This window comes from Enterobacter cloacae complex sp. XAL002 (assembly GCF_049236805.1).
Taxonomy (GTDB): domain Bacteria; phylum Pseudomonadota; class Gammaproteobacteria; order Enterobacterales; family Enterobacteriaceae; genus Enterobacter; species Enterobacter intestinihominis.
On sequence record NZ_JBMKJN010000032.1, the window covers coordinates 1 to 24,991 of the forward strand.

General features: G+C 51.7%; 21 protein-coding genes, 1 tRNA gene and 4 pseudogenes. 7 read left to right on the plus strand and 19 right to left on the minus strand.

Annotated elements, in window-relative coordinates:
- Together ACOT0L_RS21455 and ACOT0L_RS21460 are read left to right on the plus strand one after the other, a co-directional pair.
- Positions 1-369, plus strand: a pseudogene (locus ACOT0L_RS21455) (glycosyltransferase); the annotation flags it as partial.
- A complete protein-coding gene (locus tag ACOT0L_RS21460; RefSeq protein WP_126504239.1) occupies positions 362-1,834 on the plus strand; it encodes a glucosyltransferase domain-containing protein in 1,473 nt (490 codons plus the stop codon). The pseudogene ACOT0L_RS21455 and the gene ACOT0L_RS21460, both read left to right, overlap by 8 nt.
- A 43-nt stretch (positions 1,835-1,877) precedes the next feature.
- On the opposite strand, the gene ACOT0L_RS21465 is transcribed toward ACOT0L_RS21460, so the two are convergent.
- The 4 genes and pseudogenes from ACOT0L_RS21465 to ACOT0L_RS21480 all read right to left on the minus strand — a co-directional run.
- Positions 1,878-4,283, minus strand: a complete 2,406-nt coding sequence (locus ACOT0L_RS21465; protein ID WP_126504237.1) for a phage tail fiber protein — start codon at positions 4,281-4,283, stop codon at positions 1,878-1,880.
- Positions 4,284-4,303: 20 nt separating this feature from the next.
- Positions 4,304-5,914, minus strand: a pseudogene (gene terL, locus ACOT0L_RS21470) (phage terminase large subunit).
- Positions 5,911-6,252 (minus strand): hypothetical protein, encoded by a 342-nt coding sequence (locus tag ACOT0L_RS21475; protein WP_063148317.1) that lies wholly within the window; start codon positions 6,250-6,252, stop codon positions 5,911-5,913. The pseudogene terL and the gene ACOT0L_RS21475 overlap by 4 nt, the downstream one beginning before the upstream one ends.
- Positions 6,253-6,316: 64 nt before the next feature.
- A pseudogene (locus tag ACOT0L_RS21480) lies at positions 6,317-7,357 on the minus strand (hypothetical protein); the annotation flags it as partial.
- Here ACOT0L_RS21480 and ACOT0L_RS21485 point away from each other — a divergent pair.
- A pseudogene (locus tag ACOT0L_RS21485) lies at positions 7,356-7,508 on the plus strand (VRR-NUC domain-containing protein); the annotation flags it as partial. The pseudogenes ACOT0L_RS21480 and ACOT0L_RS21485 overlap by 2 nt on opposite strands.
- On the opposite strand, the gene ACOT0L_RS21490 reads toward ACOT0L_RS21485, so the two are convergent.
- Positions 7,498-8,031, minus strand: coding sequence for a hypothetical protein (locus ACOT0L_RS21490; protein WP_126504235.1), 534 nt, complete (start codon positions 8,029-8,031; stop codon positions 7,498-7,500). The pseudogene ACOT0L_RS21485 and the gene ACOT0L_RS21490 sit on opposite strands and share 11 nt — an antisense overlap.
- 111 nt (positions 8,032-8,142) lie before the next feature.
- Between ACOT0L_RS21490 and ACOT0L_RS21495 the strand changes: the two genes are divergently transcribed.
- Positions 8,143-9,543, plus strand: coding sequence for a DEAD/DEAH box helicase (locus tag ACOT0L_RS21495; protein ID WP_038415413.1), 1,401 nt, complete (start codon positions 8,143-8,145; stop codon positions 9,541-9,543).
- A complete protein-coding gene (locus ACOT0L_RS21500; protein ID WP_000189281.1) occupies positions 9,540-9,728 on the plus strand; it encodes a helix-turn-helix transcriptional regulator in 189 nt (62 codons plus the stop codon). Before ACOT0L_RS21495 ends, ACOT0L_RS21500 begins: the two co-directional genes overlap by 4 nt.
- Here ACOT0L_RS21500 and ACOT0L_RS21505 read toward each other — a convergent pair.
- The 4 genes from ACOT0L_RS21505 to proB form a co-directional block, all read right to left on the minus strand.
- Entirely contained in the window at positions 9,725-10,897 is a 1,173-nt protein-coding gene (locus ACOT0L_RS21505) for a tyrosine-type recombinase/integrase (RefSeq protein ID WP_126504233.1), read from the minus strand. The two genes, ACOT0L_RS21500 and ACOT0L_RS21505, sit on opposite strands and share 4 nt — an antisense overlap.
- A gap of 152 nt (positions 10,898-11,049) precedes the next feature.
- Positions 11,050-11,125 (minus strand) — tRNA-Thr (locus ACOT0L_RS21510).
- Between the two features lie 111 nt (positions 11,126-11,236).
- Positions 11,237-12,490: a glutamate-5-semialdehyde dehydrogenase gene (gene proA, locus ACOT0L_RS21515; RefSeq protein ID WP_063149359.1), complete on the minus strand. Its 1,254-nt coding sequence runs from the start codon at positions 12,488-12,490 to the stop codon at positions 11,237-11,239.
- A gap of 11 nt (positions 12,491-12,501) precedes the next feature.
- Complete coding sequence (gene proB, locus ACOT0L_RS21520; RefSeq protein ID WP_126504231.1) at positions 12,502-13,605, minus strand: glutamate 5-kinase; 1,104 nt, start codon at positions 13,603-13,605, stop codon at positions 12,502-12,504.
- Between the two features lie 305 nt (positions 13,606-13,910).
- On the opposite strand from proB, the gene phoE reads away from it, so the two are divergent.
- Complete coding sequence (phoE, locus tag ACOT0L_RS21525) at positions 13,911-14,963, plus strand: phosphoporin PhoE (protein WP_022647150.1); 1,053 nt, start codon at positions 13,911-13,913, stop codon at positions 14,961-14,963.
- A 131-nt stretch (positions 14,964-15,094) separates the two neighbouring features.
- Here the strand turns inward: phoE and crl are convergent, their stop codons facing one another.
- The 3 genes from crl to gpt all read right to left on the minus strand — a co-directional run bounded on the left by crl (position 15,095) and on the right by gpt (position 17,360).
- Positions 15,095-15,496 (minus strand): sigma factor-binding protein Crl, encoded by a 402-nt coding sequence (gene crl, locus ACOT0L_RS21530; protein WP_126504229.1) that lies wholly within the window; start codon positions 15,494-15,496, stop codon positions 15,095-15,097.
- Between the two features lie 56 nt (positions 15,497-15,552).
- A complete protein-coding gene (gene frsA / locus ACOT0L_RS21535) occupies positions 15,553-16,797 on the minus strand; it encodes an esterase FrsA (RefSeq protein ID WP_126504227.1) in 1,245 nt (414 codons plus the stop codon).
- Positions 16,798-16,901: 104 nt separating this feature from the next.
- On the minus strand, positions 16,902-17,360 hold the full coding sequence (gene gpt / locus ACOT0L_RS21540; RefSeq protein WP_003863205.1) for a xanthine phosphoribosyltransferase: 459 nt from the start codon (positions 17,358-17,360) through the stop codon (positions 16,902-16,904).
- Between the two features lie 258 nt (positions 17,361-17,618).
- Here gpt and pepD point away from each other — a divergent pair, with 258 nt between their 5' ends.
- Complete coding sequence (gene pepD, locus ACOT0L_RS21545; RefSeq protein ID WP_032676430.1) at positions 17,619-19,076, plus strand: cytosol nonspecific dipeptidase; 1,458 nt, start codon at positions 17,619-17,621, stop codon at positions 19,074-19,076.
- A gap of 55 nt (positions 19,077-19,131) precedes the next feature.
- Here the strand turns inward: pepD and dinB are convergent, their stop codons facing one another.
- The 7 genes from dinB to ACOT0L_RS21580 form a co-directional block, all read right to left on the minus strand.
- Positions 19,132-20,190: a DNA polymerase IV gene (dinB, locus tag ACOT0L_RS21550; protein ID WP_126504225.1), complete on the minus strand. Its 1,059-nt coding sequence runs from the start codon at positions 20,188-20,190 to the stop codon at positions 19,132-19,134.
- 107 nt (positions 20,191-20,297) lie between these two features.
- The gene (gene nqrM / locus ACOT0L_RS21555) at positions 20,298-20,498 is read right to left on the minus strand and encodes a (Na+)-NQR maturation NqrM (RefSeq protein WP_003863212.1); all 201 of its coding nucleotides are present in this window, start codon (positions 20,496-20,498) and stop codon (positions 20,298-20,300) included.
- Positions 20,499-20,500: 2 nt separating this feature from the next.
- Positions 20,501-21,724: an NADH:ubiquinone reductase (Na(+)-transporting) subunit F gene (gene nqrF, locus ACOT0L_RS21560; protein ID WP_015571374.1), complete on the minus strand. Its 1,224-nt coding sequence runs from the start codon at positions 21,722-21,724 to the stop codon at positions 20,501-20,503.
- A 10-nt stretch (positions 21,725-21,734) separates the two neighbouring features.
- On the minus strand, positions 21,735-22,331 hold the full coding sequence (gene nqrE / locus ACOT0L_RS21565; RefSeq protein WP_003863217.1) for an NADH:ubiquinone reductase (Na(+)-transporting) subunit E: 597 nt from the start codon (positions 22,329-22,331) through the stop codon (positions 21,735-21,737).
- A 6-nt stretch (positions 22,332-22,337) separates the two neighbouring features.
- Positions 22,338-22,976, minus strand: coding sequence for an NADH:ubiquinone reductase (Na(+)-transporting) subunit D (locus ACOT0L_RS21570; protein ID WP_003863219.1), 639 nt, complete (start codon positions 22,974-22,976; stop codon positions 22,338-22,340).
- On the minus strand, positions 22,969-23,763 hold the full coding sequence (locus ACOT0L_RS21575) for a Na(+)-translocating NADH-quinone reductase subunit C (protein ID WP_022647144.1): 795 nt from the start codon (positions 23,761-23,763) through the stop codon (positions 22,969-22,971). Before ACOT0L_RS21575 ends, ACOT0L_RS21570 begins: the two co-directional genes overlap by 8 nt.
- Complete coding sequence (locus tag ACOT0L_RS21580; protein ID WP_063151172.1) at positions 23,756-24,991, minus strand: NADH:ubiquinone reductase (Na(+)-transporting) subunit B; 1,236 nt, start codon at positions 24,989-24,991, stop codon at positions 23,756-23,758. Before ACOT0L_RS21580 ends, ACOT0L_RS21575 begins: the two co-directional genes overlap by 8 nt.

Genomic DNA, 24,991 nt, shown 5'->3' on the forward strand with positions numbered 1-24,991 from the left:
GGCCGCACTGATGTTGTTGAATATGCCCGCGCAGAACGTGTTGCCGGGGATTCTAAGTTCAATGGATGGAAGCTGTGGAATCTTGCATTAGAGGGCATTACCAGTTTCTCAACTTTTCCACTGCGCATGTGGACGTATATCGGTTTGTTCGTTGCAGGCATGGCCTTTATCTATGGCGCATGGATGATCGTCGACACGTTAGCATTCGGCAACCCGGTTCGCGGCTATCCATCAATGCTGGTATCAATACTTTTCCTTGGCGGCGTTCAGTTGATAGGTATAGGTGTGCTTGGGGAGTATATCGGCAGGATTTACGTTGAGGTTAAAAACCGTCCTCGTTATATTTTGAAAGGGAAAAATAATGTTTAGTTTTCACAAGAAGGAATTGTCGTCATTTAACGCCTTCATGCTTTCTCTTGTCATAATTATATTTGGTTATTACCCGCTTATTAATGACAGAATTTATCTTGTTGATGATATAACCAGATCTATCAAAGGTTACTTTGGATGGATTGGGTTAGGAAGACCGCTAACAGAATGGCTTGCTATTGTTTTAAGCACAAGCTCTGTAAGGCTAGCGGATATAACACCATTACCTCAATTATTAAGCATGCTTGCACTAAGCTCTTTGGTAATTATTTTGCTAAAGAACACATTCAAAGATATTACTGTAGGTAATGTTTTAATATGTATCACAATTGCTGTTAATCCGCTTACATTTGGGAATATGCTTTTTAGGTTTGACTCACTGTCAATGGTTCTTTCTGTTTTGTTGCCCGTGATGGCATGGGACTCGCTGAATAAAAATAGAGTAGTTTTCCCATGCTTACTGCTTATTGCCTGTCTTTCATTTTATCAACCTGCAATTGCAATATTCCCATTATTGGTAATAACAAACTTTCTTCAGTCAGATAAATACAGCGAGAAAACAATAAGTTATATTTTAAAGGCTGTATTATCAACTTTCATTGCATGCATAGTCTATTATCTCGCGGTGGTTAAGTTAACAATAAATGGATCCGAACATAGAGCCGATCTTACTTCAAACTTTGCCCATGCTATTTTATCTGGGTTGAAAAACGCACTTGAGACAGCATCACAATCATATGGTTATATTTCGTGTGCGATCATTTCTATTGCCGCTATTATTTTTGCTGTAACTTATGTAAAAATATTCATTAAAATATTAAAGGGAGAAGCCAATAGAATAAAATGCATAAACATATTGATAATGATGGTGATTCCTTTTGTCATTCTCCTTTGCGCTATTGGGGTTAATTTAATTCTTAGCAATGGATATTATCCTGTTAGGGTTCTGTTTCCGGCAACCTTTATTATATTTATGATGCTAGCGGTTCCGGCCAATAGCAGCAAAAAAATAAATAATATAGCATCGATTTTATCAATATGTGTTATATTCTCATCTTTATCAGTTATATATGCGACAACATCTGCACTTTACCATCAGCAGAGATATGATTCATACATATTGTTCTCACTGACAGATAAATTATCAGCAATAAATAAAGGCAAGGATACCTACATATTTGGTGCCACAGAAGACTCTGAAGCATCTAAAACATCAGCGCGAGTATTCCCTATACTTAAATACATAAAAAACAATTATTTCGATATGACTTTAAGCCAGTCATTAATTAATAACGGGGTAAGAAATATTATTTTTTCTGGAGAAGCAAGGAAATTTTCGCAAGCTCTACAGAAAAAGGCTTGTGATGGCAGCATGGATAAAATATTTTCCACACATCAATATTCTATTTTTGAGAATGAAAACAACCTGCTTATTTCATTAGGTCAAGACAACTGTAAAAAATAGATATAGCCTGGCTCAGGCTTCTGAGCCAGCTTTTATTTGTTTCCTAAATCTCCCAAACGCGTTCGCCAGAGCTATAAATTCTGGATGTTGTCCCTGTTGGTATGTTGGTACCGTAAATTGCAACGCGCATCCATGCAGCCCCTGCCGGAACCGGAATCACTGTTGCACATTCAGTAAGGGTGCCATCAGCGCTTACAGCTCGTTGAGCTAACGCAGCTGATTGCACAGTGACTGATTTGTCTTCATTCAGGAAAGTTGTCTGAATAGTGGCAGTACCGCCGTTAGCTATGATCGCAAGGGTTTGCAACCATGCTTTAACTATCATTGTCTTGCCAGATCTGACACGCACATCCTGATAAAAAGACATACCTGTTGCCGTACCTGACGATGACCTTTCAAGCTGTCTAGCACCACTGTCATGTGAAGCCGATACTGAGGTCACTGCTGTCAGTGTAACGCCGTTGGCAGAATTAAGTGTCCAGCCACTGATTGACCCAAATCCCAATGATGTGAGCAGATTCTGAAAGAATGAAGGGTTTAGAGGCCATCCTTCCGTAGTTGCAGGTCCGGCATTCTGTAAAATACCGATTTCAAGCTTACGCATAGTTAATGAACTACTGTTTCTGACAACCTGCGTAACGTTGCCAATAGTGTAAAAACTCCCAACTTGCAATCCGTTAATAACCACACTTGTTCCTGCTGAGGTAACATCGATATAACAAGGCCTTCCTGTCGCACTTTCCACAGTTGGATTAAGACTGCTTGCCCCTGGTCCGCCACCCATGCTACCTCCCTTAATTTTTAACTTGGAAGGCTCTTTTGATGCTGTATTTGCTATAGTTATCTTGGGATTATTGTTATTATTCTCCATATGACAATCATTAAGTGTTATGTTCCCTAGGTTTTGAGAAACATCTACGTCGTTGTAATCAAAGCTTGTTCCGTTAAATGTAAGCTCAACCGAGCTTGCGGTTGGTGCAATATATAACCCTTGTGCTGTTCCAGCAGTGTTTATGCAGTTATAAATTGAACCACCAAAGAATTGTATATTCTCACCTGAGTTAGAAGATGCTGTCCATGCAAAACCTCTAAACCAGGCAACACCACAATGCAAATTATCAAATTTCAGAAGATAACTATTAGGGCCAGTTACCGTTATGCAAGACTGGAAACCACGAACTATCAGATTAACAATGTTCAGATCTGATGTTTGCGATGATGCAGACTCACCGATCACCAATCCATTTGTTGTGAAAGTCTCATCAGGAACTGCTGCTGTTCCTGTTTTATATCTCCCCTCTATCTCGAGCTGATCAAGAGGCGTCCCAGGTTTATATGGTGGTGCCGGAATGGTCGCACTTCCACTACTGAGACGCACAGCAGTGATAGAGTTTGTCACCGTTTTTATTTTCATACCGCGCCAATCTGCGGTCAAGAATGGTGGTATGTAAATAGTAGATGTAATGTAAATTGTATTCCTTGTTGAACCGATAAACTTACGATTTTTTTCTACTGCAAAATAAATTGCTGCCTGAAGAAGGCTGGTCTGATCACCTGTATAAGTGGTGTTATAACCGAAGTGTTCTGGTTTCACATCAACTTCTTTTCGCTTCCATCGCGCTCCGGCAGTAGTGACAATATAATGTCCATTATTATCTGTTGACGTCGTATCCGTGGCGTCATACCAGAATACCCCGCCACCCGTTTTTCCCAGTCCAACGGTGTGCTCCCGTACGGTGATGCGCTGCTTGTCGAAAGATGGCTCGATTGTCCGTAGCGTTGCAATGTCTGGACATTCGCCGATGTACTTTTCGCCATCGGGTTTAGCAAGTTCTATCATTACATCGGACGCCGAACCAGAAGCTGGCAGAACGACGATTGGTTGCCCTGCAGCGTTAAACGCCAGAAGCTTGTTTGCGCGCTGATCAGCAGGCGGCAGAATGGAGACTGAAGACTCAGGAACACGCAGCGTACGCACCAGGCTGACATTATCGACATAGTTCCTGGTCGCTGCATCCTGCGCATTTATCGGGTCACCGAGATTCGCGATCCTATAACCTTCTGCGTTGAACGGACCACCAAATAGCGGACGTCGCAGCGCTAGCCCGAGATAAATAAAGGCACGCTGTATTGCCATCCAGAGGCGGTCGAAATCCTTATTCACTGTGTCGGCCAACAGATCGCCGTTGTCCTGGTAATCCGTTAACCGGTAGGTAGGAACAACACGTTCCAGCATGACCACTGCACCGCTTGCAGGTGGAGTAACGAAAACCACGTCACCCCCGCCGACGTTACCGACTCCTGATACGGAATATCCGCTGGTAACGACAGTACCGTTGATTGATACCTGAATATCACCGGCATTGATGATATAGAACTCGAAGGGGAAAACAGTCGTCAGACCGTTGGCGTTATAAATAATATAGGGAGTCTGGTTGGGTACCGACATGATGCGAAACCTCTGGCAGGTTAGTAATCGACGTCGACCAGATGATCTCCGTCACTTAACTGCCAATCTTCGCGCGCATGCCCGGTCGGAATCCCGACCACTTTCCCGATACGTACTGGTGTCTGACTGATTGCGCCGGCACCAGAATCGATAAAGTCATCCGGCTGGTTGGTCAGAGCCGGATTAAAATCACGCATCTGGTCATAGACAGGGCCGTCCAGTACATCGGTATGCGCCCATAAGAACCGCGACGACAGAGGCGCTTCGAATGCATCGAGGATGCGTTTCTGCTTGTTGGTAATGCTGAATTCTTCGCGCACGCCGCACCCGGTACCCTTGAGCGCCTGACGCAGCAATTTACCCGCGAAACTGCCGGGGCCGTTCACCTCAACGCACACAACCGGGATCTGATATTTGAGTACAAGCTCTTTGATCTGTGCGACCTGCCCGCCAGTGATTTTGTCGTTATCGTCAAATTCCGCGAGTTCCCCCGTAAGTTCCTTGCAGATGTGCCAGTACAGGTGCCCTCTGGCATCAGTCAGCATCAGCGAGAACGCCTAAGCATCGGCTTTAACTTTACCTGTGGCCACATCCCACCAGGCGACAGCGCCAACGATTTGCACGTTACCCAGCCAGAGCGAGGCCGTACGGTTCGCATAGCGGATCTGCGGATGGATGTTGTACTCACGGATACGGTCAGGATCGAGACGAACGTCGCCAACGGGTTTACTGTGCAGCTGATACTGGCTATCCCACTCGTTAACCGTGCGAGTTTCTTTACGTCGATTCTCCATTTCCTCGCGAGTGAATCGCTCAGGCCAAGCGCAATCCGCGTAGAAGTCGATAACGGTATCGGGCGCGGTGGCAAACTCAACACCGCCGGCCGTAATTTTATAATCGACATCCTCGACCAAGAGCCGCGCCGCTTTATGGATGCCCGCGAAAACGTACTCTGGCCTGAAAGATAATTCGTAGCGCAGCTGCGTGGCGTCTTTCGCTTCAACGCGTTTTTCTTTCTCAAACAGCCGGATGGTAAGACAGTCTGCGCCCATAGACTCGACCTCATCATAAAGGCTGTCATGCGTGTGCGGTGTACCGATGTAGAGCTTTCGGCCGCCTGGGATAAGAATGTGTGTCTGCTCGCCTAGGCGATAGCGCAGTTTTTCGCGTGCCTCAGGCGTCTGGATATTACGGGGGACCTCAACGTCATCGTTCTGACATTCGTTAGCTCGGGCCGAGGTTACGTTAGACAAGATGCCTTTGGCGTACATGCTGCCGTTACGTAAATCCAGCGCGCCGTTGACCCACCACTGCTCAACTGTCCCCTGCCCGTCCGGCAGCATGCCTTTGGTCAACGGATGGTTGCGCAGAACGTTCTGCGTATCGCGGCTGGTTTTATACGCGGTGCCGTCTGATTCCGACTGGTGAAGAATGCGGTACTGACGCTCGCAGTAGTATCGCCAGGCGTTGTAGACCGCAAGGATCGTTGATTTACCGAAACCACGGAAACAGCGAAGCACCGCGAGGTTTCCGCGATGCTCCAGCCAGTGGCAGGCCTGATAGTGGCAGTCCGGAACGTCCCAGTTCATTCGCTCCGCCCACATTAAAAAGAAGGCGAGGAACGAAATCATTTTTTCCCTTTCTGCAGGCGCTCAATAATTGCGGCCGCCTCTCGCTCTGCTTTTGAAACCTGCTGGCCCAGTTCAAAGGCTTCGTCATCCTTTCCGGGATTATCCGACGGTGTACCGCCTCGCGTCTGCATGCCGATAAGTGAATGCACCTTAATCAAGAGCGTCAGCGATGCAGCTGCATTCTTCTTATCCCAGTCGCGGTCGCCGCGTTCGTCTTTGGTCAGTTCACTCGGTTTTTTACCTGCCCCCGGCCAGTTATCCGGATCGGCTTCTTCAAGCACCACATCGGTGAGTTTATCGGTTAGCGCGGTAAGGCGTGTTTTGTAATCCTGATGCATAAAAAAGCCCCGTAGTGAATACAGGGCTATGATGACGCGGGTTTAAGGTCGGAATCCCGACCGATTATCGCATGCCAGGGTCAACCTGATTTATCAACGGTGCGATCCAGAAAAGGTTATTACCAGGCAGCAGCGTACGTACGTTGTGCAGCACCCGATCACCGGCATCGCCATTAAGCACGCCAGCAGTAACATCAGTGATGGTATCGAGCAGGCCGAACGTTGGGCCAAGCGCGGAACCAATAAAGCCGCGGCTGGCATAACGTGACTGTGTTCCAGTACCGAGCAATGCGCCCAGCCCCACCATACCACCAGAGGCTTTCTCTGCCATGTTGTTATATTCCATTAACGGGCCAAGAATACCTGAACGGTCGATCCCCTCAATGACCAGTTTCTGCGGAGACCAGTCAACCTCTTTACCATTTGCGGACTGTTTAAGCGCGTACGTCAGCGCGCCAAGCCCAATCTGAAAAGCGGTACCATAATAAAACTGACCGGTTCCCTCCTGCAGGCCACCCAGCGTGGCTCGGTTGTAGGATGCGGTAGCGAATGATTTAAACTGGAAGATAGTTTTACCCAGCGGTGTACTGGCCCACAGCGGTGTATCACCGATCCCCGGAGTGATAACGGTATTGTTAACATCTTTGAGCACCGCCGACTGGAAAACGCCAGCAATGTGCTGATCGTCCCATTTTTCAAAATTGCCGATATGCCAGCCGTTGATTACCTCACCGTGTTTTTCGAACTCGCTGCGGATACGCGCGGCCACATTATCGTTAATGCCGAGCTTAGCCAGACGGCGGCCAGCGAACGTGCCGGAGAGAATGCCGTCGGACGTGATCATGCCGTTTACCGATTTGTTCATATCATCGAAGTGCCCCATCAACGTGAGCTTGCCGAATGCATCGGTGACGCGCTCCATACCCGCTTCGACCGCCGTTGTTCTGGCAGAGCCATCCACCAGGTCGCCCATCGTACGCGCACGGGTATGGAGAATGGTCTCCAGCCCGACGGCCATTTTTAACTGTTCGGCACGGCTGGCCTTGAATGCCGGTGACCGCGTGATCAGCGCAGAGTAACCACGCATGGTATTACCAAAGCCATTACCCGGCGGCCGTCTCGTCTTTGTCGAATGCAAAGCACCTGGCAAACCACCACGTGTCGACCAGCTGCGCGAGCATGAACGGCTACGCGCGCTGGGTTTTAACGTGGTGGTACTAGATAGCAAAAATCTGGAGGAAATAATTACTTATTAGGCTTATTAAATGAGCAATGCGCAAATAGGTTGGCTTTAATATTACTTGCTAACTCTATAGCTTCATCCAAAACAATTGTTGAATCGGTTACCACTTCACCCATATTATTTTTTAAAGGAAATTCTTGAAGTCTATCACGATAGGTAAATAGCTTTTTAAAATCACCAATAAGAACATCATCCTTAAAAACACCAAGTAAAGCATTGTACTTTGCAAGTTCCAAGCGATGATTTCCGAATAAGTCATTGTTACTAACAGATACGCCGTTTCCTATAGCGTATATGCGCTGTATATAGTCGGTTTCGGTATCAATATATTTTAACAAATCAGCTAGAACGTGATCAGTAAATAGTTTCACCTCTGTTTTTTGGTTCTCCAACTGCAGCGCGTTTTTGTGTTGCCAACGTTGGGTAAAATATGACGTTGCCAATCCAAGAATTGCACCTATTGCGATACCAATTAGGCCTATTATCGGGGCACTTAACCCAGTATTAGTCATTTTCTCACAATATACAGTAAGCATTCGTAACCTCTTCTTATTACTACTCTTTGCGGGTTACCATCTTAGTCTTATTAAAGATTTTTCCCAATAATTAACTTCATAAACTTTTCTAGTGACGGTATGAGAAATGTTATGACCTCATCTAAAATCTTTATCCCCCGTCCTTATCAAGACCTCATCATCAACCACGAAATCGATATTAACCGCTGCAACATCTGGGCGGGAATGGGTATGGGTAAAACCGTGGCAACGCTCACCACGCTGGAAGATCTCTTCATGGCGGGAGCGGAGACACAGCCCGCGCTGGTTCTCGCGCCGCTGCGCGTTGCCGCCAGCACCTGGCCGGATGAAGCGGTTAAATGGGGGCATCTGCGCAATATCGAGGTACAGCCAATTGTCGGTAATGCCAAAGCGCGCGCCGCGGCGCTGGCGAACAGCAACGCCAGCGTGTTTACCATCAACTACGACAATCTGGTCTGGCTGGTGGAAGAGCTGGGCGGCCGCTGGCCGTTCGGCACCGTTATCCCCGACGAAAGCACCCGGCTGAAATCCTTCCGGCTGCGCGGAGGTGGTAAGCGCGCGGCGGCACTGGGCAAAGTGGCGCATAAGCACGTCCGGCGCTGGATGAATCTCACCGGTACACCAGCGCCGAACGGCCTGGTGGATTTGTGGGGGCAGGCGTGGTTTGTGGACCAGGGGCAGCGCCTAGGGCGCACCTACGGCGAGTTTACCTCCCGCTGGTTCAACTCAATACAGTTTCCGGGGCAGAGCTGGACGAAGCTGGAGCCGTTTGCACACTCGCAAGACGAGATACAGCGTGCACTGGCCGACGTGACTATCTCCCTGGACGCCGCCGACTGGTTCGATATCAAAGAGCCCATTCATAACGTGATCCGCGTGGACATGCCGCCGAAGACCCGCCAGCAGTATCGCGAAATGGAAAAGGAAATGTTCCTCGAACTGAACGGCGAAGGCATCGAAGCGCCAAACGCCGCGGCAAAGACGGTGAAGTGTCTGCAAATCGCCAGCGGCGCGGTGTACACCGACGACGCCGGGAGCTGGTCCGAACTGCACGACGCGAAGCTGCAGGCGCTGGACAGTATTCTCACCGAAGCAGCTGGCGCGCCTGTACTGGTGGCCTACCACTGGAAACACGACCTTGAGCGCCTGCTTAAAGCGTTTCCCCGAGGTCGCCACCTCGACCAGGATCCACAGACGCTACGTGACTGGAACACCGGAAAAATACCGGTGCTGTTCGCGCACCCGGCCAGCGCGGGCCACGGCCTGAACATGCAGGATGGCGGCAACATACTGGTGTTTTTCTCGCACTGGTGGGACCTGGAACAGTACCAGCAAATTATCGAACGCATCGGGCCAACCCGGCAGATTCAGGCCGGACACAACCGCCCGGTGTTCATTCACCACATTATCTCTGCCGGCACTATGGACGAAATGGTGATGGAGCGGCGCAACTCAAAACGAACAGTGCAGGACATCCTGCTCGATGCCATGAAAAAGAGAGGTATAGCATGACACCGGTTATCTCTGACACTGACCTGATTAACATCAAAGAGGTTGAGCGCTCAGTTGGCCTGAAAAAATCCAGCATTTATGAGCGCATCAGTAATAACGAGTTTCCGAAGCCTAAGAAGCTCGGGAGCCGAACCTCCCGCTGGGTACGCGGCGAGGTCGAAGAGTGGAAAAAACAGTTTCTTTAAATCAAACGCAGCTGGTCAATATAATCCGCATACCACTGCATCATTTCCCGACGCCCTTCCATATACAGGGCATGGTTATAAACCCCGCGAATATTGTTCTTGTCCACGTGAGCGATCTGGAGTTCAACCCAGTCAGAGTTGAATCCTTTATCGTTCAGGATGGTGCTGAACGTATGCCGGAAGCCATGCCCTACTACCCTCCCCTTATACCCCAGCGTGTGGATCATCCTGTTTATTGTGTTCTCGCTCATGACCTTTGACGGGTCATTCCTGCCGGGGAACATATTCACGTATCGACCTGTCAGACCGTGCAACTCCTTCAGCAAGACAACAAGCTGATCGGAGAGCGGTACCAGGTGCGGGCGGTCCATCTTCATAAATTCGGCGGGTATCTCCCACAGCCGATTATCGAAATCTACCCATTCCCATTTTGAATGCCGCAGTTCGTAAGTACGCAGCCCTGCCAGCATCATGATCTGCAACCCCAGCCGGGGCAGCGGGCTCCCCTTGTAACTCTCAAGCGCCGCGAGAAAATTGGGCAGTTCTTCAGCCGTCAGGAACGGGAAAGACTCTCCTTTATGCCCGGTCATTGCGCTGTTCAGTTCGCTGACGGGGTTATACTTCGCGCGCCCGGTCGCAACTGCATAGCTGAACACCTCACCACACAACCTGCGTGTTTTGGCTGCTTTCTCGGTTGCGCCGCGATTCTCAATTTTACGCAGCGCCGTCAACATCTGAACCGGTTCGATTTCAGCAACTGGCAGCTTACCCACCGCTGGGAAAATATCTTTGTTGAATGCTTCGAGAATGTCAGAGGCATAGCCAGGTGACCAGCGTGGCTTCTTGAATTCGTGCCATTCTGTAGCAATCTCTTTAAACGTGATCGTCTTTGCTGCCGCAGCTGCAACATGGCTTTTGACTTTTACTGGGTCAACACCTGCTGCAACGTTCCGCCTGGCCTCGTCTCGCTTTTCGCGAGCGGCCGCCAGCGAAACAGCCGGGTACACACCGAGCGCCAGCATCTTTTCTTTGCCGGCGAAAGTATAGCGATAGCGCCAGTATTTCGCCCCGCTGGTTTTGACCAGCAGAATAAGCCCGTTGCCGTCTGGTAGCTTATAGTCTTTCTCGGCAGGTTTTGCCGTCTCGACCTGTCGTGCGTTTAGTTTCATAGGTACCCGCCTCAAACTCAGATACCCGTTTATGTACCCGTTTTAAATTTGGATTGCAACGGCAAAAGGTGGATAACGATGGACAAAAAAACAGCCAACGCCGCGAAAAACAAGGAAAAATGGACAATTGAGGATGGTACTGGATGAAATGATGGTGCCGATAATAGGAGTCGAACCTACGACCTTCGCATTACGAATGCGCTGCTCTACCAACTGAGCTATATCGGCCCTGAGAGGCCGGTTACGAGCGTAACCACGGGGCAAAAGAGTAGATCTAACCGGGTGATGCGTCAATGCCCTTTTGAATCAAACGGCTATTTTTGCATCACCCGAGATTATTTACGCACGAATGGTATCATCACCGAAGCCGATCCACTTGTAGGTGGTCAGCGCTTCCAGGCCCATCGGACCCCGGGCGTGCAGCTTCTGAGTGCTCACAGCCACCTCCGCGCCAAGACCAAACTGGCCGCCGTCGGTGAAGCGCGTCGAGGCATTCACGTAAACCGCAGACGAATCCACTTCATTCACAAACCGATCGGCATTGCGCAGGGTGCGCGTCAGGATCGCATCAGAATGCTGGGTGCCGTGTTCACGAATGTGCGCAATAGCGTCATCGAGATCCGCAACTACCTTCACGTTCAGATCCAGCGACAAATACTCATCGTCGTACTGCTCCGCGTTAACCGGAACGACCTTTGCCGGACCGTCTTTCAGCAGGGCGAGAGCCTTCTCGTCCGCATGCAGCGTAACGCCACTTTCCGCCATCTGCATGCTCAGCGCTGGCAGGAAGGTACTGGCGATGCCCTGATGCACCAGCAGCGTTTCGACCGTATTACAGGTGCTTGGACGCTGAGTTTTAGCGTTGACGATAATCTTCAGTGCAGGTTCGATCTCCGCGGTGTCATCCACCACGATATGGCATACGCCGATACCGCCGGTAATGACCGGAATGGTGGAATGCTCACGGCACAGCTTGTGCAGGCCCGCGCCGCCGCGTGGGATGAGCATGTCGATGTGTTTGTCCATGCGCAGCATCTCGTTGACCAGCGCGCGGTCGGGGCTTTCAATCGCCTGCACGGCAGCCGCCGGTAAGCCGCACTCCTCCAGCGCCTGCTGAATGACGTTCACCGTCGCGGCGTTGGTGCGCCAGGTCTCTTTCCCGCCACGCAGGATAGCGGCGTTACCGGTTTTCAGGCACAGGGAGGCAACATCCACCGTCACGTTTGGACGCGCTTCGTAAATCACACCGATGACGCCGAGTGGCACACGACGACGCTCAAGGCGTAACCCGCTGTCGAGCACCCCACCGTCAATCACCTGCCCTACCGGGTCGGCGAGGTTGCACACCTGACGGACGTCATCGGCGATACCTTTCAGACGCGCCGGGGTCAATGCCAGACGGTCGAGCATCGCTTCGCTCAAGCCGTTGCGACGCGCTTCCAGCAGATCCTGCTCGTTGGCGAGCAAAATTTCCTGCGACTGGGATTCCAGATAATCAGCGATTTTTTCCAGCACGCGGTTTTTCTCGCGGCTGGAAAGGAGCGCCAGTTTATACGAGGCGGCTTTCGCGGCTGCGCCCATTTGTTCCAGCATGTTCTGGCTCCTTAACGAATAATCATATCGTCGCGATGCACGGCAACCGGGCCATATTCATAACCCAGGATGGCGTCGATCTGCTGGGAATGGTGGCCAGCAATCCGACGCAGCGCGTCGCTGTTATAACGGCTTACGCCATGAGCGATGTCGCGACCTTCAAGGTTACGGATTCGGATCACTTCACCACGCGAGAAGTTGCCTGTCACGCTTTTAATTCCTTTTGGAAGCAACGAGCTTCCTCTTTCCAGAATAGCGGCGGTCGCGCCTTCATCCACGGTCAATTCACCAGCCGGGGGCGCGCCAAAGATCCAGCGTTTGCGGTTTTCCAGCGGGGAGTCCTGGGCGTGGAAGCGTGTGCCCACAGAGATGCCTTCCATCACATCACCTATCACGCCCGGACGGCTGCCCGCGGCAATGATGGTGTCGATACCAGCCCGGCACGCCACGTCCGCAGCCTGGAGCTTGGTGCCCATACCGCCTGTCCCAAGACCAGAAACGCTGTCTCCTGCAATGGCACGCAGCGCATCGTCAATGCCGTGAACGTCTTTGATCAGTTCTGCCTGTGGATTGGAACGCGGGTCAGCGGTAAACAGCCCCTGCTGATCGGTCAGAAGCAGCAGCTTATCGGCCCCTGCCAGGATCGCCGCCAGCGCAGAGAGGTTATCGTTGTCGCCTACTTTGATTTCAGCGGTGGCAACAGCGTCGTTTTCGTTGATGACCGGAACGATATGGTTATCCAGCAGCGCGCGCAGCGTATCGCGGGCGTTCAGGAAACGTTCCCTGTCTTCCATATCCGCACGCGTCAGCAGCATCTGCCCGACGTGAATGCCATAAATGGAGAACAGTTGTTCCCAGAGCTGTATGAGTCGGCTTTGTCCTACGGCGGCCAGCAGCTGTTTGGAGGCGATCGTCGCGGGGAGTTCGGGGTAGCCCAGGTGTTCACGCCCGGCGGCAATCGCCCCGGAGGTCACAATCACAATACGATGCCCTGCGGCATGCAACTGAGCGCACTGACGTACAAGCTCAACGATATGGGCACGATTAAGGCGGCGCGATCCGCCTGTTAACACACTGGTACCGAGTTTTACCACCAGCGTCTGGCTGTCACTCATGATTCTCTGCCGTTCAACAATAAGGGAAAATGATGTCAGTCAGACGTTTTAACAGGTGTCAGCCCCGTTGCCAACTGCCTTAGCACATCACCCGTCACTTTGTTGCGCGGGATCAGGAAGCGTAGCGGCAGATTTTGACAATTTTATTACCGAAAAATTAAAACATACTTTTTTAGACATATTCTTACTTTGTCATAAAACGTTCACCCACTAACGATAAAACCCTTCCTGTTTTTCACGGGGTAATAAGTTGAATCTTATTGCTCAGCGAATATTAGCGCGTTTTTATAAAATCAGGATTGAAAATGAAAAAGAGCACTCTGGCATTAGTGGTAATGGGCGTAGTTGCATCCACATCTGTTCACGCAGCAGAAGTTTATAATAAAAACGGTAATAAACTGGACGTGTACGGCAAAGTAAAAGCAATGCACTACCTCAGTGATGATGACGCGAAGGATGGTGACCAGACTTACGTTCGTTTTGGCTTTAAGGGTGAAACGCAGATTAACGATCAGCTGACGGGCTACGGACGTTGGGAAGCAGAGTTCGCGGGTAACAAAGCAGAAAGCGACTCTTCTCAAAAAACGCGCCTGGCATTTGCGGGTATTAAACTGAAAGATTTTGGTTCTTTTGATTACGGTCGTAACCTGGGTGCGCTGTATGACGTCGCCGCATACACCGATATGTTCCCGGAGTTCGGCGGTGACGGCCTGGCGCAGACCGATAACTTCATGACGAAACGCGCTTCCGGTCTGGCCACATACCGTAATACCGATTTCTTTGGCATGGTTGACGGTCTTAATATGACCCTGCAATATCAGGGTAAAAATGAAAACCGCGACGTGAAGAAGCAAAACGGTGACGGCTTCGGTACCTCCCTGAGCTATGACTTCGGCGGCAGCGATTTCTCTGTGATTGGTGCGTATGCCAGCTCCGATCGCACCAATGAGCAAAACCTTCAGGCACGCGGCGAAGGTAAAAAAGCAGAAGGCTGGGCGACCGGTCTGAAATATGATGCCAACGATATATATCTGGCCACTCTCTATTCTGAAACCCGCAATATGGCCCCTATTTCCGGTGGCTTTGCAAATAAAGCGCAAAACTTCGAAGTGGTTGCGCAATATCAGTTTGACTTTGGTCTGCGCCCATCTCTGGGTTACGTGCAGTCTAAAGGCAAAGATATCGAAGGCATCGGCGATGAAGATATCGTGAAATACATCGATGTAGGTGCGACCTATTATTTCAACAAAAACATGTCTGCGTTTGTTGATTATAAAATCAACCAGATCGATGACGATAATAAACTGGGCGTAAGCAGCGATGATATCGTTGCGCTGGGCATGACCTACCAGTTCTGATGTTGTGGTAATAAAAAAACCGGCGCTGAGCCGGTTTTTTTGTGCCCGGTGACGCTGTGCTTACCGGACCTGGGGAGTAATACGTTTTTAGGCCGGGTAAGGCGTAGCCGCCACCCGGCGCTGTGACATCATCAGGCTCTCAGTTTCACCGCTTCGCTGGAAAAATCGTCCGCAGGCTCCAGCTTCAGATCCAGCGTTGCCAGCAGGTCGCGAGCTCTGCCGTGAAATTCTTTTAGCGTATGCTCCAGGCGATCGATCACTTCCTGATCTTTGATGCTCGTCGCCTGCCAGTGCCCGTCTTTATTAAACAGGCCAAACTGATAGCTATAGGTAAAACGCTTTTCCTGTGCTTCCATTTCCATCCACCAGCCCCAGAACTCACGTTTTTCGGGTGCAGGCTTCACGTTGACGCAAACAGCCAGGCAGTCGAAAAAAAAGCGATTCTCTTCACACTGCTCTTCTCGAATATACGGGCCAAGAGCCATGAACTTCTTAATCAGTCTACTTTTCGGGTGTCCACTCGGTAACGTCATTGCGATCTCCTTTTGTGAAGCACTGTTTTACCAAACCAACGAAATTTAGCAAACTATTAACACAATCTCTGCGTGATCCAGCGTGTGATCTCTTTAAGCGCTTTGTCAAAATTCTGGTACACCGGGCTGAAGGGTACCTCCAGCAATTTGCCATCCGAAGATGACGAGGTGATTAAGCGTGACTCCTCTTCCGGGCTAAATGGATCGTTCTTCCAGAAACCGGACATCATCGGGGTTGGGCAACGGCGGCCCAGCAAGCCCTGCGTTTTTAATGAATACCGATTAAGTTCAATGCGCAACGCTTCATCTGAAGCATCATGCATGCCAAGTCGGCTCGCCAGCACGTCCAGATACATTTCAGGAACGCTACCCTGACGCGCAGGCTCGCTTAGCAGTGCATGCACTACCGGGCCAAGACAGGCGACGGCCTTCAGGCGGGAAGATTCAAGGTAGGCCAGCCGTACCGCGACGTTAGCGCCAAAGCGGAAGCCAAACGCACCTACCCGGGTATGGTCAACCCAGGGGATATTCTCCAGCGCTTTTAATGCATGCTGGTGCAGCAGGCTGGAGTCTTGCGTAAGTTTCCATTTGGATGAAAAACCAATTGATGGCATATCGAGCGTCAGCATGGCGATCCCGTTTGGGGCAAAGTAGCGCTCATACAGGCTGTAATAATCAATTTGTAACGAATCCAGGCCGCCGCACATCAGAACCGTCGGGAACGGGCCTTCCCCCTCCGGCATATGCAGGAATCCAGTCACCGGGCTACCGCCGGGAATGGCGAACTCAATTTCACGCATCCGGCCAGGCAGCCGCTGGGCGGCCTCTTCATAAGCCCGGTTTGCCAGCGCCTGGGCCTGCTCCGCCAGTTCGTCTCCTTTCAGATGCGGGTATGCAGCGATGCTGTAAAGGTTTGCCGCATGCAGCCAGTGTTTGCCGCTGAGAGTAGCATCTTCTTCCCGGCTCGCTTTTTGCTGCCAGAGCATGGCCTGCTTTGACCATTCGTAGATCCAGTTCCCACCACGGTAGCCCACTACCGTGTCGTAGAGATCGCTGTCGGTGCGCTCAGACTCGCTCATCACGATACGCGCCTGCACGTCGAGGATTTCACGTGGATCGATACCACGCCAGATCCACATCAGGCGGTTAATCATGCGATACCAGTGGGGCACGTTTTTACCATCTAGCGCTGACTGAACAGCAGGCATCGTCCCCGGATTAAAACGACGCACCAGCGTCGAGGTTTCAGGGTGCTTGAAACGGGGTTTGAAAAGAGTTTCGGTGAGATTCGCCTGCGCCATTGCGTTGCCTCCATGGATACATCACTTGGAGACCATTGTAACGCGTGGCAGGCCAAAAAGAACAACGCCCGGCATAACCGGGCGTGTAAAGTTACGTACTGAAATTAACGGCCAGAAATAGGCGGTACGAAGACCACGCCCATATCCCATGGCTGTTCAATCCAGGTATCCTGCGGGATATCAATGACGTAATCATCAACCAGGGGACGACCCGCTGGTTTCGCGAAGATAGTGACGAAGTGCGCTTTTGGATACATTTCGCGGATAGCCACAGCGGTACCGCCGGTGTCCACCAGATCGTCGATAACGATAAAGCCTTCACCGTCGCCTTCCGCGCGCTTCAGAACTTTCAGCTCACGCTGGTTATCGTGGTCATAGCTGGAGATACATACGGTATCGACATGACGAATACCCAGCTCACGTGCCAGCAGCGCCCCCGGTACCAGACCGCCACGGCTGACGGCAATAATGCCTTTCCACTGTTCGGAAGGCATCAGACGCGCAGCCAGTTTGCGTGCGTGAATCTGCAACATGTCCCAGGTGACGACGTATTTTTCGCTCATGTGAAGTGTCCCAGCCTGTTTATATACGGCTTAAAAAAATGAGGGTGAACCAGGTTGCGCGAGATTATAGAGATCTGACGCACTAAAAACCAGTGTTACGCGCCATGAGCCTGAGTTTTTACATGCTTAATGCTACCAGCCACGGGAGAAAGTGGTATTCTCAGATGCATCTCGCAAGCCCGTCTTGTGGTAACGATTAACCTGCTAACCCAGTGACCTGCAACATTGTTTTGCAGCGCAACGACAAGGAGACCTATCGTGTCTGAACTGTCTCAATTATCTCCACAGCCGCTGTGGGATATTTTTGCCAAAATCTGCTCTATTCCGCACCCTTCCTATCACGAAGAACAGCTTGCCGAACATATTATGGGCTGGGCAAAGGAAAAAGGTCTGCATGCTGAGCGCGACCAGGTTGGCAATATTCTCATCCGCAAACCTGCCACCGCAGGTATGGAAAACCGCAAGCCGGTTGTATTGCAGGCGCACCTGGACATGGTTCCGCAGAAAAACAACGACACCGTTCACGACTTCACAAAAGACCCGATTCAGCCGTACATCGACGGTGAGTGGGTGAAGGCGCGCGGCACGACCCTGGGCGCAGATAACGGTATTGGTATGGCTTCCGCGCTGGCCGTGCTGGCTGACGACAGCGTTGAACACGGTCCGCTGGAAGTACTGCTGACCATGACTGAAGAAGCGGGCATGGATGGCGCGTTCGGTCTCCAGGCAAACTGGCTGCAAGCGGACATTCTGATCAACACCGATTCCGAAGAAGAAGGTGAGATCTACATGGGCTGCGCGGGCGGGATCGATTTCATCTCTACCCTGCCGCTGTCCCGCGAAGCGATTCCTGCCGGTTTCGAGACCTTTAAGCTGACGCTGAAAGGGCTGAAAGGCGGTCACTCCGGCGGTGATATTCACCTGGGCCTGGGCAACGCCAACAAACTGCTGGCGCGTTTCCTGGCGGGCCATGCCGCTGAACTGGATCTGCGTCTGGTGGACTTCAACGGCGGCACTCTGCGTAACGCGATCCCTCGCGAAGCCTTCGCGACCGTGGCGGTGCCTGCGGCGAAAGCGGAAGAACTGAAAAACCTCTCCAGCCTGTATCTGGATATCCTGAAAAACGAGCTGTCTGAGAAAGAGAAAAACCTGACGGTGGTACTGGAGTCCGTTACAACGGATAAAGCCGCGCTGACCGCACAGTCTCGTGACACGTTCGTCCAGTTGCTGAACGCAACGCCAAACGGCGTGATCCGCAATTCTGACGTTGCAAAAGGCGTGGTTGAAACCTCCCTGAACGTGGGCGTAGTGACCATGGGCGACGACAGCGCAGAGATCATTTGCCTGATCCGTTCCCTGATCGACAGCGGTAAAGAGTACGTTGTGAGCATGCTGGAATCTCTGGGTACCCTGGCGGGCGCGAAAACGTCTGCAAAAGGCAGCTACCCTGGCTGGCAGCCGGATGCAAGTTCTCCGGTCATGGCACTGGTGCGTGAAACTTATCAGAGACTGTTCAACAGCACCCCGAACATTCAGGTTATTCACGCGGGTCTGGAATGTGGTCTGTTCAAGAAACCGTATCCGGATATGGACATGGTCTCCATCGGGCCGACCATCACGGGTCCACACTCCCCGGATGAGCAGGTTCACATTGAAAGCGTCGGTCACTACTGGACGCTGCTGACTGAGCTGCTGAAAGCAATCCCTGTTAAGTAATAAGCCGTTTGATGCCCGGTGGCGCTTCGCTTACCGGGCATAAGATTAGCCTAATCTACAGTCCCAGCACCAGCTGACGCTCCAGCTGCGGATCCAGCAATGTGACGTGCAGCCCCACCAGCCTTACCCCTCGTCCGCCCCGCCGCTCTTCCCATGCCTTTTTTGCCGTCGCAATAAGATCCTCTTTGTTGAGGCGTGGCCAGACGTGCTCCTGCGTCGTCTGCTGAAAATCGTTAAATTTCAGTTTGATGCCCTGTCGTGCAATAAGCAGATCTGGTTTGACCTTCAGTAAGCGTCGTTCAAGCTCAGGATAGAGTTGTTCCGTAATAATGGTTTCACACTCTGTCCAGTCATGGATATCTTCGCTCAGCGTGCGTTCAACGCCGACCGATTTACGCAGCCGTTCGTTGTTCACATCCCGGTCATCAATGCCCTGACTGCGTTCCCACAGTACGCGGCCAAACTTACCAAAACGCTTAAGCAGCAGCGCCAGATCGCTGCGCTGAACGTCTTCACAGGTGCGTAGCCCCATATTTTCCAGCTTCGCGGCGGAGACTTTACCCACACCGGGGATTTTGCTGAGCGGCAGCGTCTTTAAAAACGCCGGAACCTCTTCCGGGGTGATGACGTACTGGCCGTTGGGCTTATTTAAATCGGAAGCGATTTTGGCGAGAAATTTTATCGGCGCGACGCCTGCCGATGCCGTCAGGTTCAGCTCGTTAAAAATAGTCTGGCGGATCTCCTGCGCCATCAGGGTGGCGGAGCCGTGGCAGTGCACGCTGTGGGTGACATCCAGATAGGCTTCATCCAGCGATAACGGTTCAATCAGAGAGGTGTAGCGGGAGAAGATCTCCCGAATGTGGCCCGATGCTTCTTTATAGGCATCAAAACGTCCGGGCAAAAGAGTGAGATGCGGGCACAGTTTCAGCGCCATCGCTGTCGGCATGGCGCTGCGCACACCGTATTTGCGAGCAGGATAGTTGGCGGTGCTGATGACACCGCGCTGAACCCGGCTGCCGCCAATGGCGATGGGAATATCCCGCAGCGCCGGGTTGTCACGCATCTCCACTGCGGCAAAAAAGCAGTCCATATCGACATGGATTATTTTGCGCATAGTAAGCCCTCACTCATTACTGGATAAGTATACAGTAAACAAATGAGGGTTGAGAAGTATGCGTGGGAATTGTCGGGTGGCGGCGTTGCCTTACCCGACATACAAAACTAAATAATGCGTTGCTGCTCGCGAGCCATCCGTTTTTTTCGCGCATCGCACGGTTCCGGACAATCGCACACTTTTTCCATTCCGATGGAAGATATACCTCCACAGCTGCCCTGGATGCTTTTACGCTTGATGATCCAGCCTAAGGACATCCCGAATATCACCAGTACAAACACCGCAAAGGTCGCCAGAAAGGTCAGCATAATCAGCCTCCGAAATCATCGAGCATGATGTTCTCATCTTCCACGCCAAGATCTTTTAGCATCTTAATCACGGCAGCGTTCATCATTGGCGGGCCACACATATAAAACTCGCAATCTTCCGGTGCCGGGTGCTGTTTGAGGTAATTTTCATACAGCACGTTGTGGATGAAGCCCGTATAACCTGTCCAGTTATCTTCCGGCTGCGGATCGGATAACGCCACATGGAAGGTAAAGTTAGGGTTATCACGTGCCAGTTGTTCAAACTCATCGTCATAGAACATTTCGCGCAGTGAACGCGCCCCGTACCAGAAGCTGATCTTGCGCTTGCTGCCAAGGCGTTTGAGCTGGTCAAAGATATGTGAACGCATCGGCGCCATACCCGCACCGCCGCCGATAAAGACCATTTCCGCGTCGGTGTCTTTGGCAAAGAATTCGCCGAACGGGCCGGAAATCGTCACTTTGTCACCAGGCTTGAGGGACCAGATATAGGACGACATGACGCCAGGGGGTGCATCAGGCACATTCGGCGGCGGCGTGGCGATACGCACGTTGAGCATAATAATGCCCTTCTCTTCCGGGTAGTTAGCCATGGAATAAGCGCGAAGCGCGGGCTCTTTTACTTCGGAAACAAAGCGGAAGAGGTTAAATTTATCCCAGTCGGCCCGGTACTCCTCGGGCACGTCGAAGTCAGCATACGCCACGGTATGTGCCGGACAATCAATCTGGATATACCCACCCGCACGGAACGGGACGCTCTCCCCTTCAGGAACGCGCAGCTTGAGCTCTTTAATGAACGTGGCTTTATTATCGTTAGAGATAACTTCGCACTCCCATTTTTTCACGCCGAAGATCTCCTCCGGCAGCTCAATCTTCATGTTCTGGCGCACTGCGACCTGACACGCCAGACGGCAGCCCTCTTTCGCTTCACGCTTCGTGATATGCGACAGTTCTGTTGGCAGAATATCACCGCCTCCCTCTTTCACCGTCACACGGCACTGTCCACAGGAGCCACCGCCGCCACAGGCAGACGAGACAAAAATCCCGTTGCCGGAGAGCGTGTTAAGCAGCTTATCCCCTGCCGGGGTACGGATCTGATTCTGCGGATCGTCATTGATATCAATGATCACATCCCCGGAATTAACCAGCTTCGCACGCGCTGCCAGGATCAGCCCTGACAGCACCAGTACTATCAGCGTGAACATCACCACGCCAAGAATAATTTCCATCTTTTAGCCCTTATAGCTGCACACCGGAGAAGGACATAAAGCCCAACGCCATCAGGCCGGTGGTGATAAAGGTGATCCCTAAGCCACGAAGCCCCGCAGGTACGTTGGCATATTTCATTTTTTCACGGATCCCCGCCATGGTGACAATCGCCAGCATCCAGCCGATACCGGAACCGAAACCATACACAACCGATTCACTGAAGTTGTAATCGCGCTGAACCATAAATGAGACGCCGCCGAAAATGGCGCAGTTCACTGCGATTAGCGGCAGGAAGATCCCCAGTGCGTTGTACAGCGACGGGAAGTATTTATCGAGGATCATCTCCAGGATCTGAACAAGCGCCGCAATCACCCCGATAAAGGTGATGAAGTTCAGAAAGCTAAGATCAACTCCCTCCACCAGCGCGCCATCGCGAAGCACGAAGTTGAACACCAGGTTGTTAATCGGAACGGAAAGCCCCAGCACAACAGTGACCGCCACACCCAGACCGAATGCCGTCGATACCTTCTTAGAAACAGCAAGGAACGTACACATGCCCAGGAAGAAAGCGAGCGCCATGTTTTCAACAAACACCGCGCGCACAAATAAACTCAGGTAATGAGCCATCGTCGGTTACTCCTTTTCCTGCTGTTCAGGCTTCAGCGTACGAATCAGCCAGATCAGCAAACCGATAATGAAAAATGCGCTTGGTGCCAGCAGGAACAAACCGTTCGGCAGATACCAGCCGCCGTTCTGTACCGTATCCAGCACCGGAATGCCAAACAGTTTTCCGCTGCCAATAAGTTCGCGCAGGAAACCAACCGTCAACAGGATCACGCCATAACCCAGCCCGTTGCCGATACCGTCCATAAAGCTCGCCAGTGGCGGCATTTTCATCGCATAGGCTTCAGCGCGCCCCATCACGATACAGTTGGTGATAATCAGGCCGACAAACACCGAAAGCTGCTTCGAGGTTTCATAAGCGAAGGCGCGCAGAAGCTGATCAACCACGATCACCAGCGAGGCGATGATCGCCATCTGGACAATGATCCTCACGCTGTTGGGTATGTGGTGGCGGATCATTGAGATAAACATGCTGGAAAACGCTGTCACCAGCGTTACCGCCAGCGTCATAACCACCGCCGTTTCCAGCTTAGTGGTTACCGCCAGAGCCGAGCATACACCCAGCACCTGAAGCGTTATCGGGTTATTGGCTAAAAGTGGGCCAATCAGCACCTTTTTAACTTCTTTCAGTTCACCCGTATCAGCCATTGTTCAGCGCTCCTTCACGTACATTCTTCAGGAAGGGACCAAAGCCCAGTTCACCCATCCAGAAATCAAAGCTGTGCTGCACCCCATTAGAGGTGAGCGTGGCGCCGGAAAGGCCATCAACGGCAAATTCATCACCGGGACGCGCTCCTCCTTTCACCACCTTCAGCGCAGGCTGGCCGTTGTCATCGAGCACTTTTTTACCGACAAACTGTGCCCGCCAGTTAGGATTCTCAACTTCGCCCCCCAGCCCTGGTGTTTCGCCCTGATCGTAATATGTAATGCCTTTGACCGTACGGCCATCGGTATCCAGCGCCACAAAGGCGTACATCATTGACCATAAACCGTTGCCATAGATGGGCAACACGATTTCCTGGATGCGCTTTTGCTCGTCGCGGACGAGGTAAATCTCCGCGACATTGCTGCGGCGCTTAATGCCTGCCGGATCCTGCGAGGCGTCAAGCATGGTGCTCATCTGCGGATCTTTTAGCGCCAGCGCCTGGTTATATTTCGCCGGGTCTTTATCCATTAACTCCCCGGTTTTTAAATCCACCAGCCGTGCGGTAATGCGTTCGGCAAACACCGCTGCGACGTCATCCTTCGTCATGCCTTCCTGCATCAGCCCGGCAACGGCAAGGATGTTACGCTGTTTATCCAGCGCTCGTTGCTCCTGCTGTAGCGGTTTCAACCCTACGGCAGAACCGGCCACGACAATGGAACAGACCAGACACAGTACCAGCACCACCAGCAGCGTTTTGCTGATACTGTCGTTATTTTTGATCTCAGCCACGCGCCTTCCTCCGCTTAATGTTGGCGCGCACGACCAGGTAGTCGAACAGCGGCGCAAACAGATTGGCAAACAGAATGGCCAACATCATCCCTTCCGGATAGGCCGGGTTGACCACGCGAATCAGTACACACATCACCCCAATGAGCGCGCCGTAGCACCATTTTCCTCTGTCGGTAAACGAAGCCGAGACAGGATCGGTGGCCATGAACATCATGCCAAACGCAAAGCCTCCCAGCACGAGGTGCCAGTACCACGGCATGGAGAACATCGGGTTAGTGTCTGAACCAATGAAATTGAAAAGCGTGGCGGTGAGGACCATCCCAAGCATGACGCCAGCGACAATGCGCCAGGACGCCACGCGGCCAAAGAGGATGATGGCTCCGCCGATCAAAATCATCAGGGTAGACACTTCACCGATGGAGCCTGGAATATTGCCAATAAACGCATCAAACCAGGTGACAGGCTGTCCGGTTGCATTGTTAACCAGCGTTTCGCCGCCGCCAGCCGCCCACTGTGAAAGTGGCGTCGCGCCGGAGAATCCGTCTGCTGCCGTCCACACCAGGTCGCCCGAGATTTGCGCCGGATAAGCAAAGAACAGGAACGCGCGCCCTGCCAGTGCCGGGTTGAGGAAGTTGCGTCCGGTCCCGCCGAAGATCTCCTTGGCAATCACCACGCCAAAGCTGATCCCCATCGCCGCCTGCCAGAGCGGCAGCGTTGGCGGAACAATCAGCGCAAACAGAATAGAGGTAACAAAGAAGCCTTCGTTTATCTCATGTTTGCGAATAATAGCGAACAGAACCTCCCAGAAACCGCCCACAATAAAGACAATCATATAGATGGGGAGGAAGAAGACAGCGCCCAGCGTCATCATGCTGATCCAGCCTGCATCTGCCGCAAAGCTCACCCCCAGCGACTGCGCCAGACGATAGTGCCAGTCAGACTGAATCACCTGCGCCAGCTGCTCTGCATCGTACATATGGTGCAGCGCCGGAATAGTCTGCAACCCAACGTTATACATCCCCCAGAACATGGCCGGGAAGACCGCAAACCAGACCAGAATCATCATTCGCTTGAGGTCGATGGCGTCGCGAACGTGCGCCGCGCCTTTCGTCACCAGACCCGGGGTGTAGAAAATGGTCGTTGTCGCTTCATACAGCGGGTAGTACTTTTTGAGCTTCCCTTCGGTAAAGTGCGGCTCAATTTTTTCAAAGAGGTGTTTTAAGCCCAT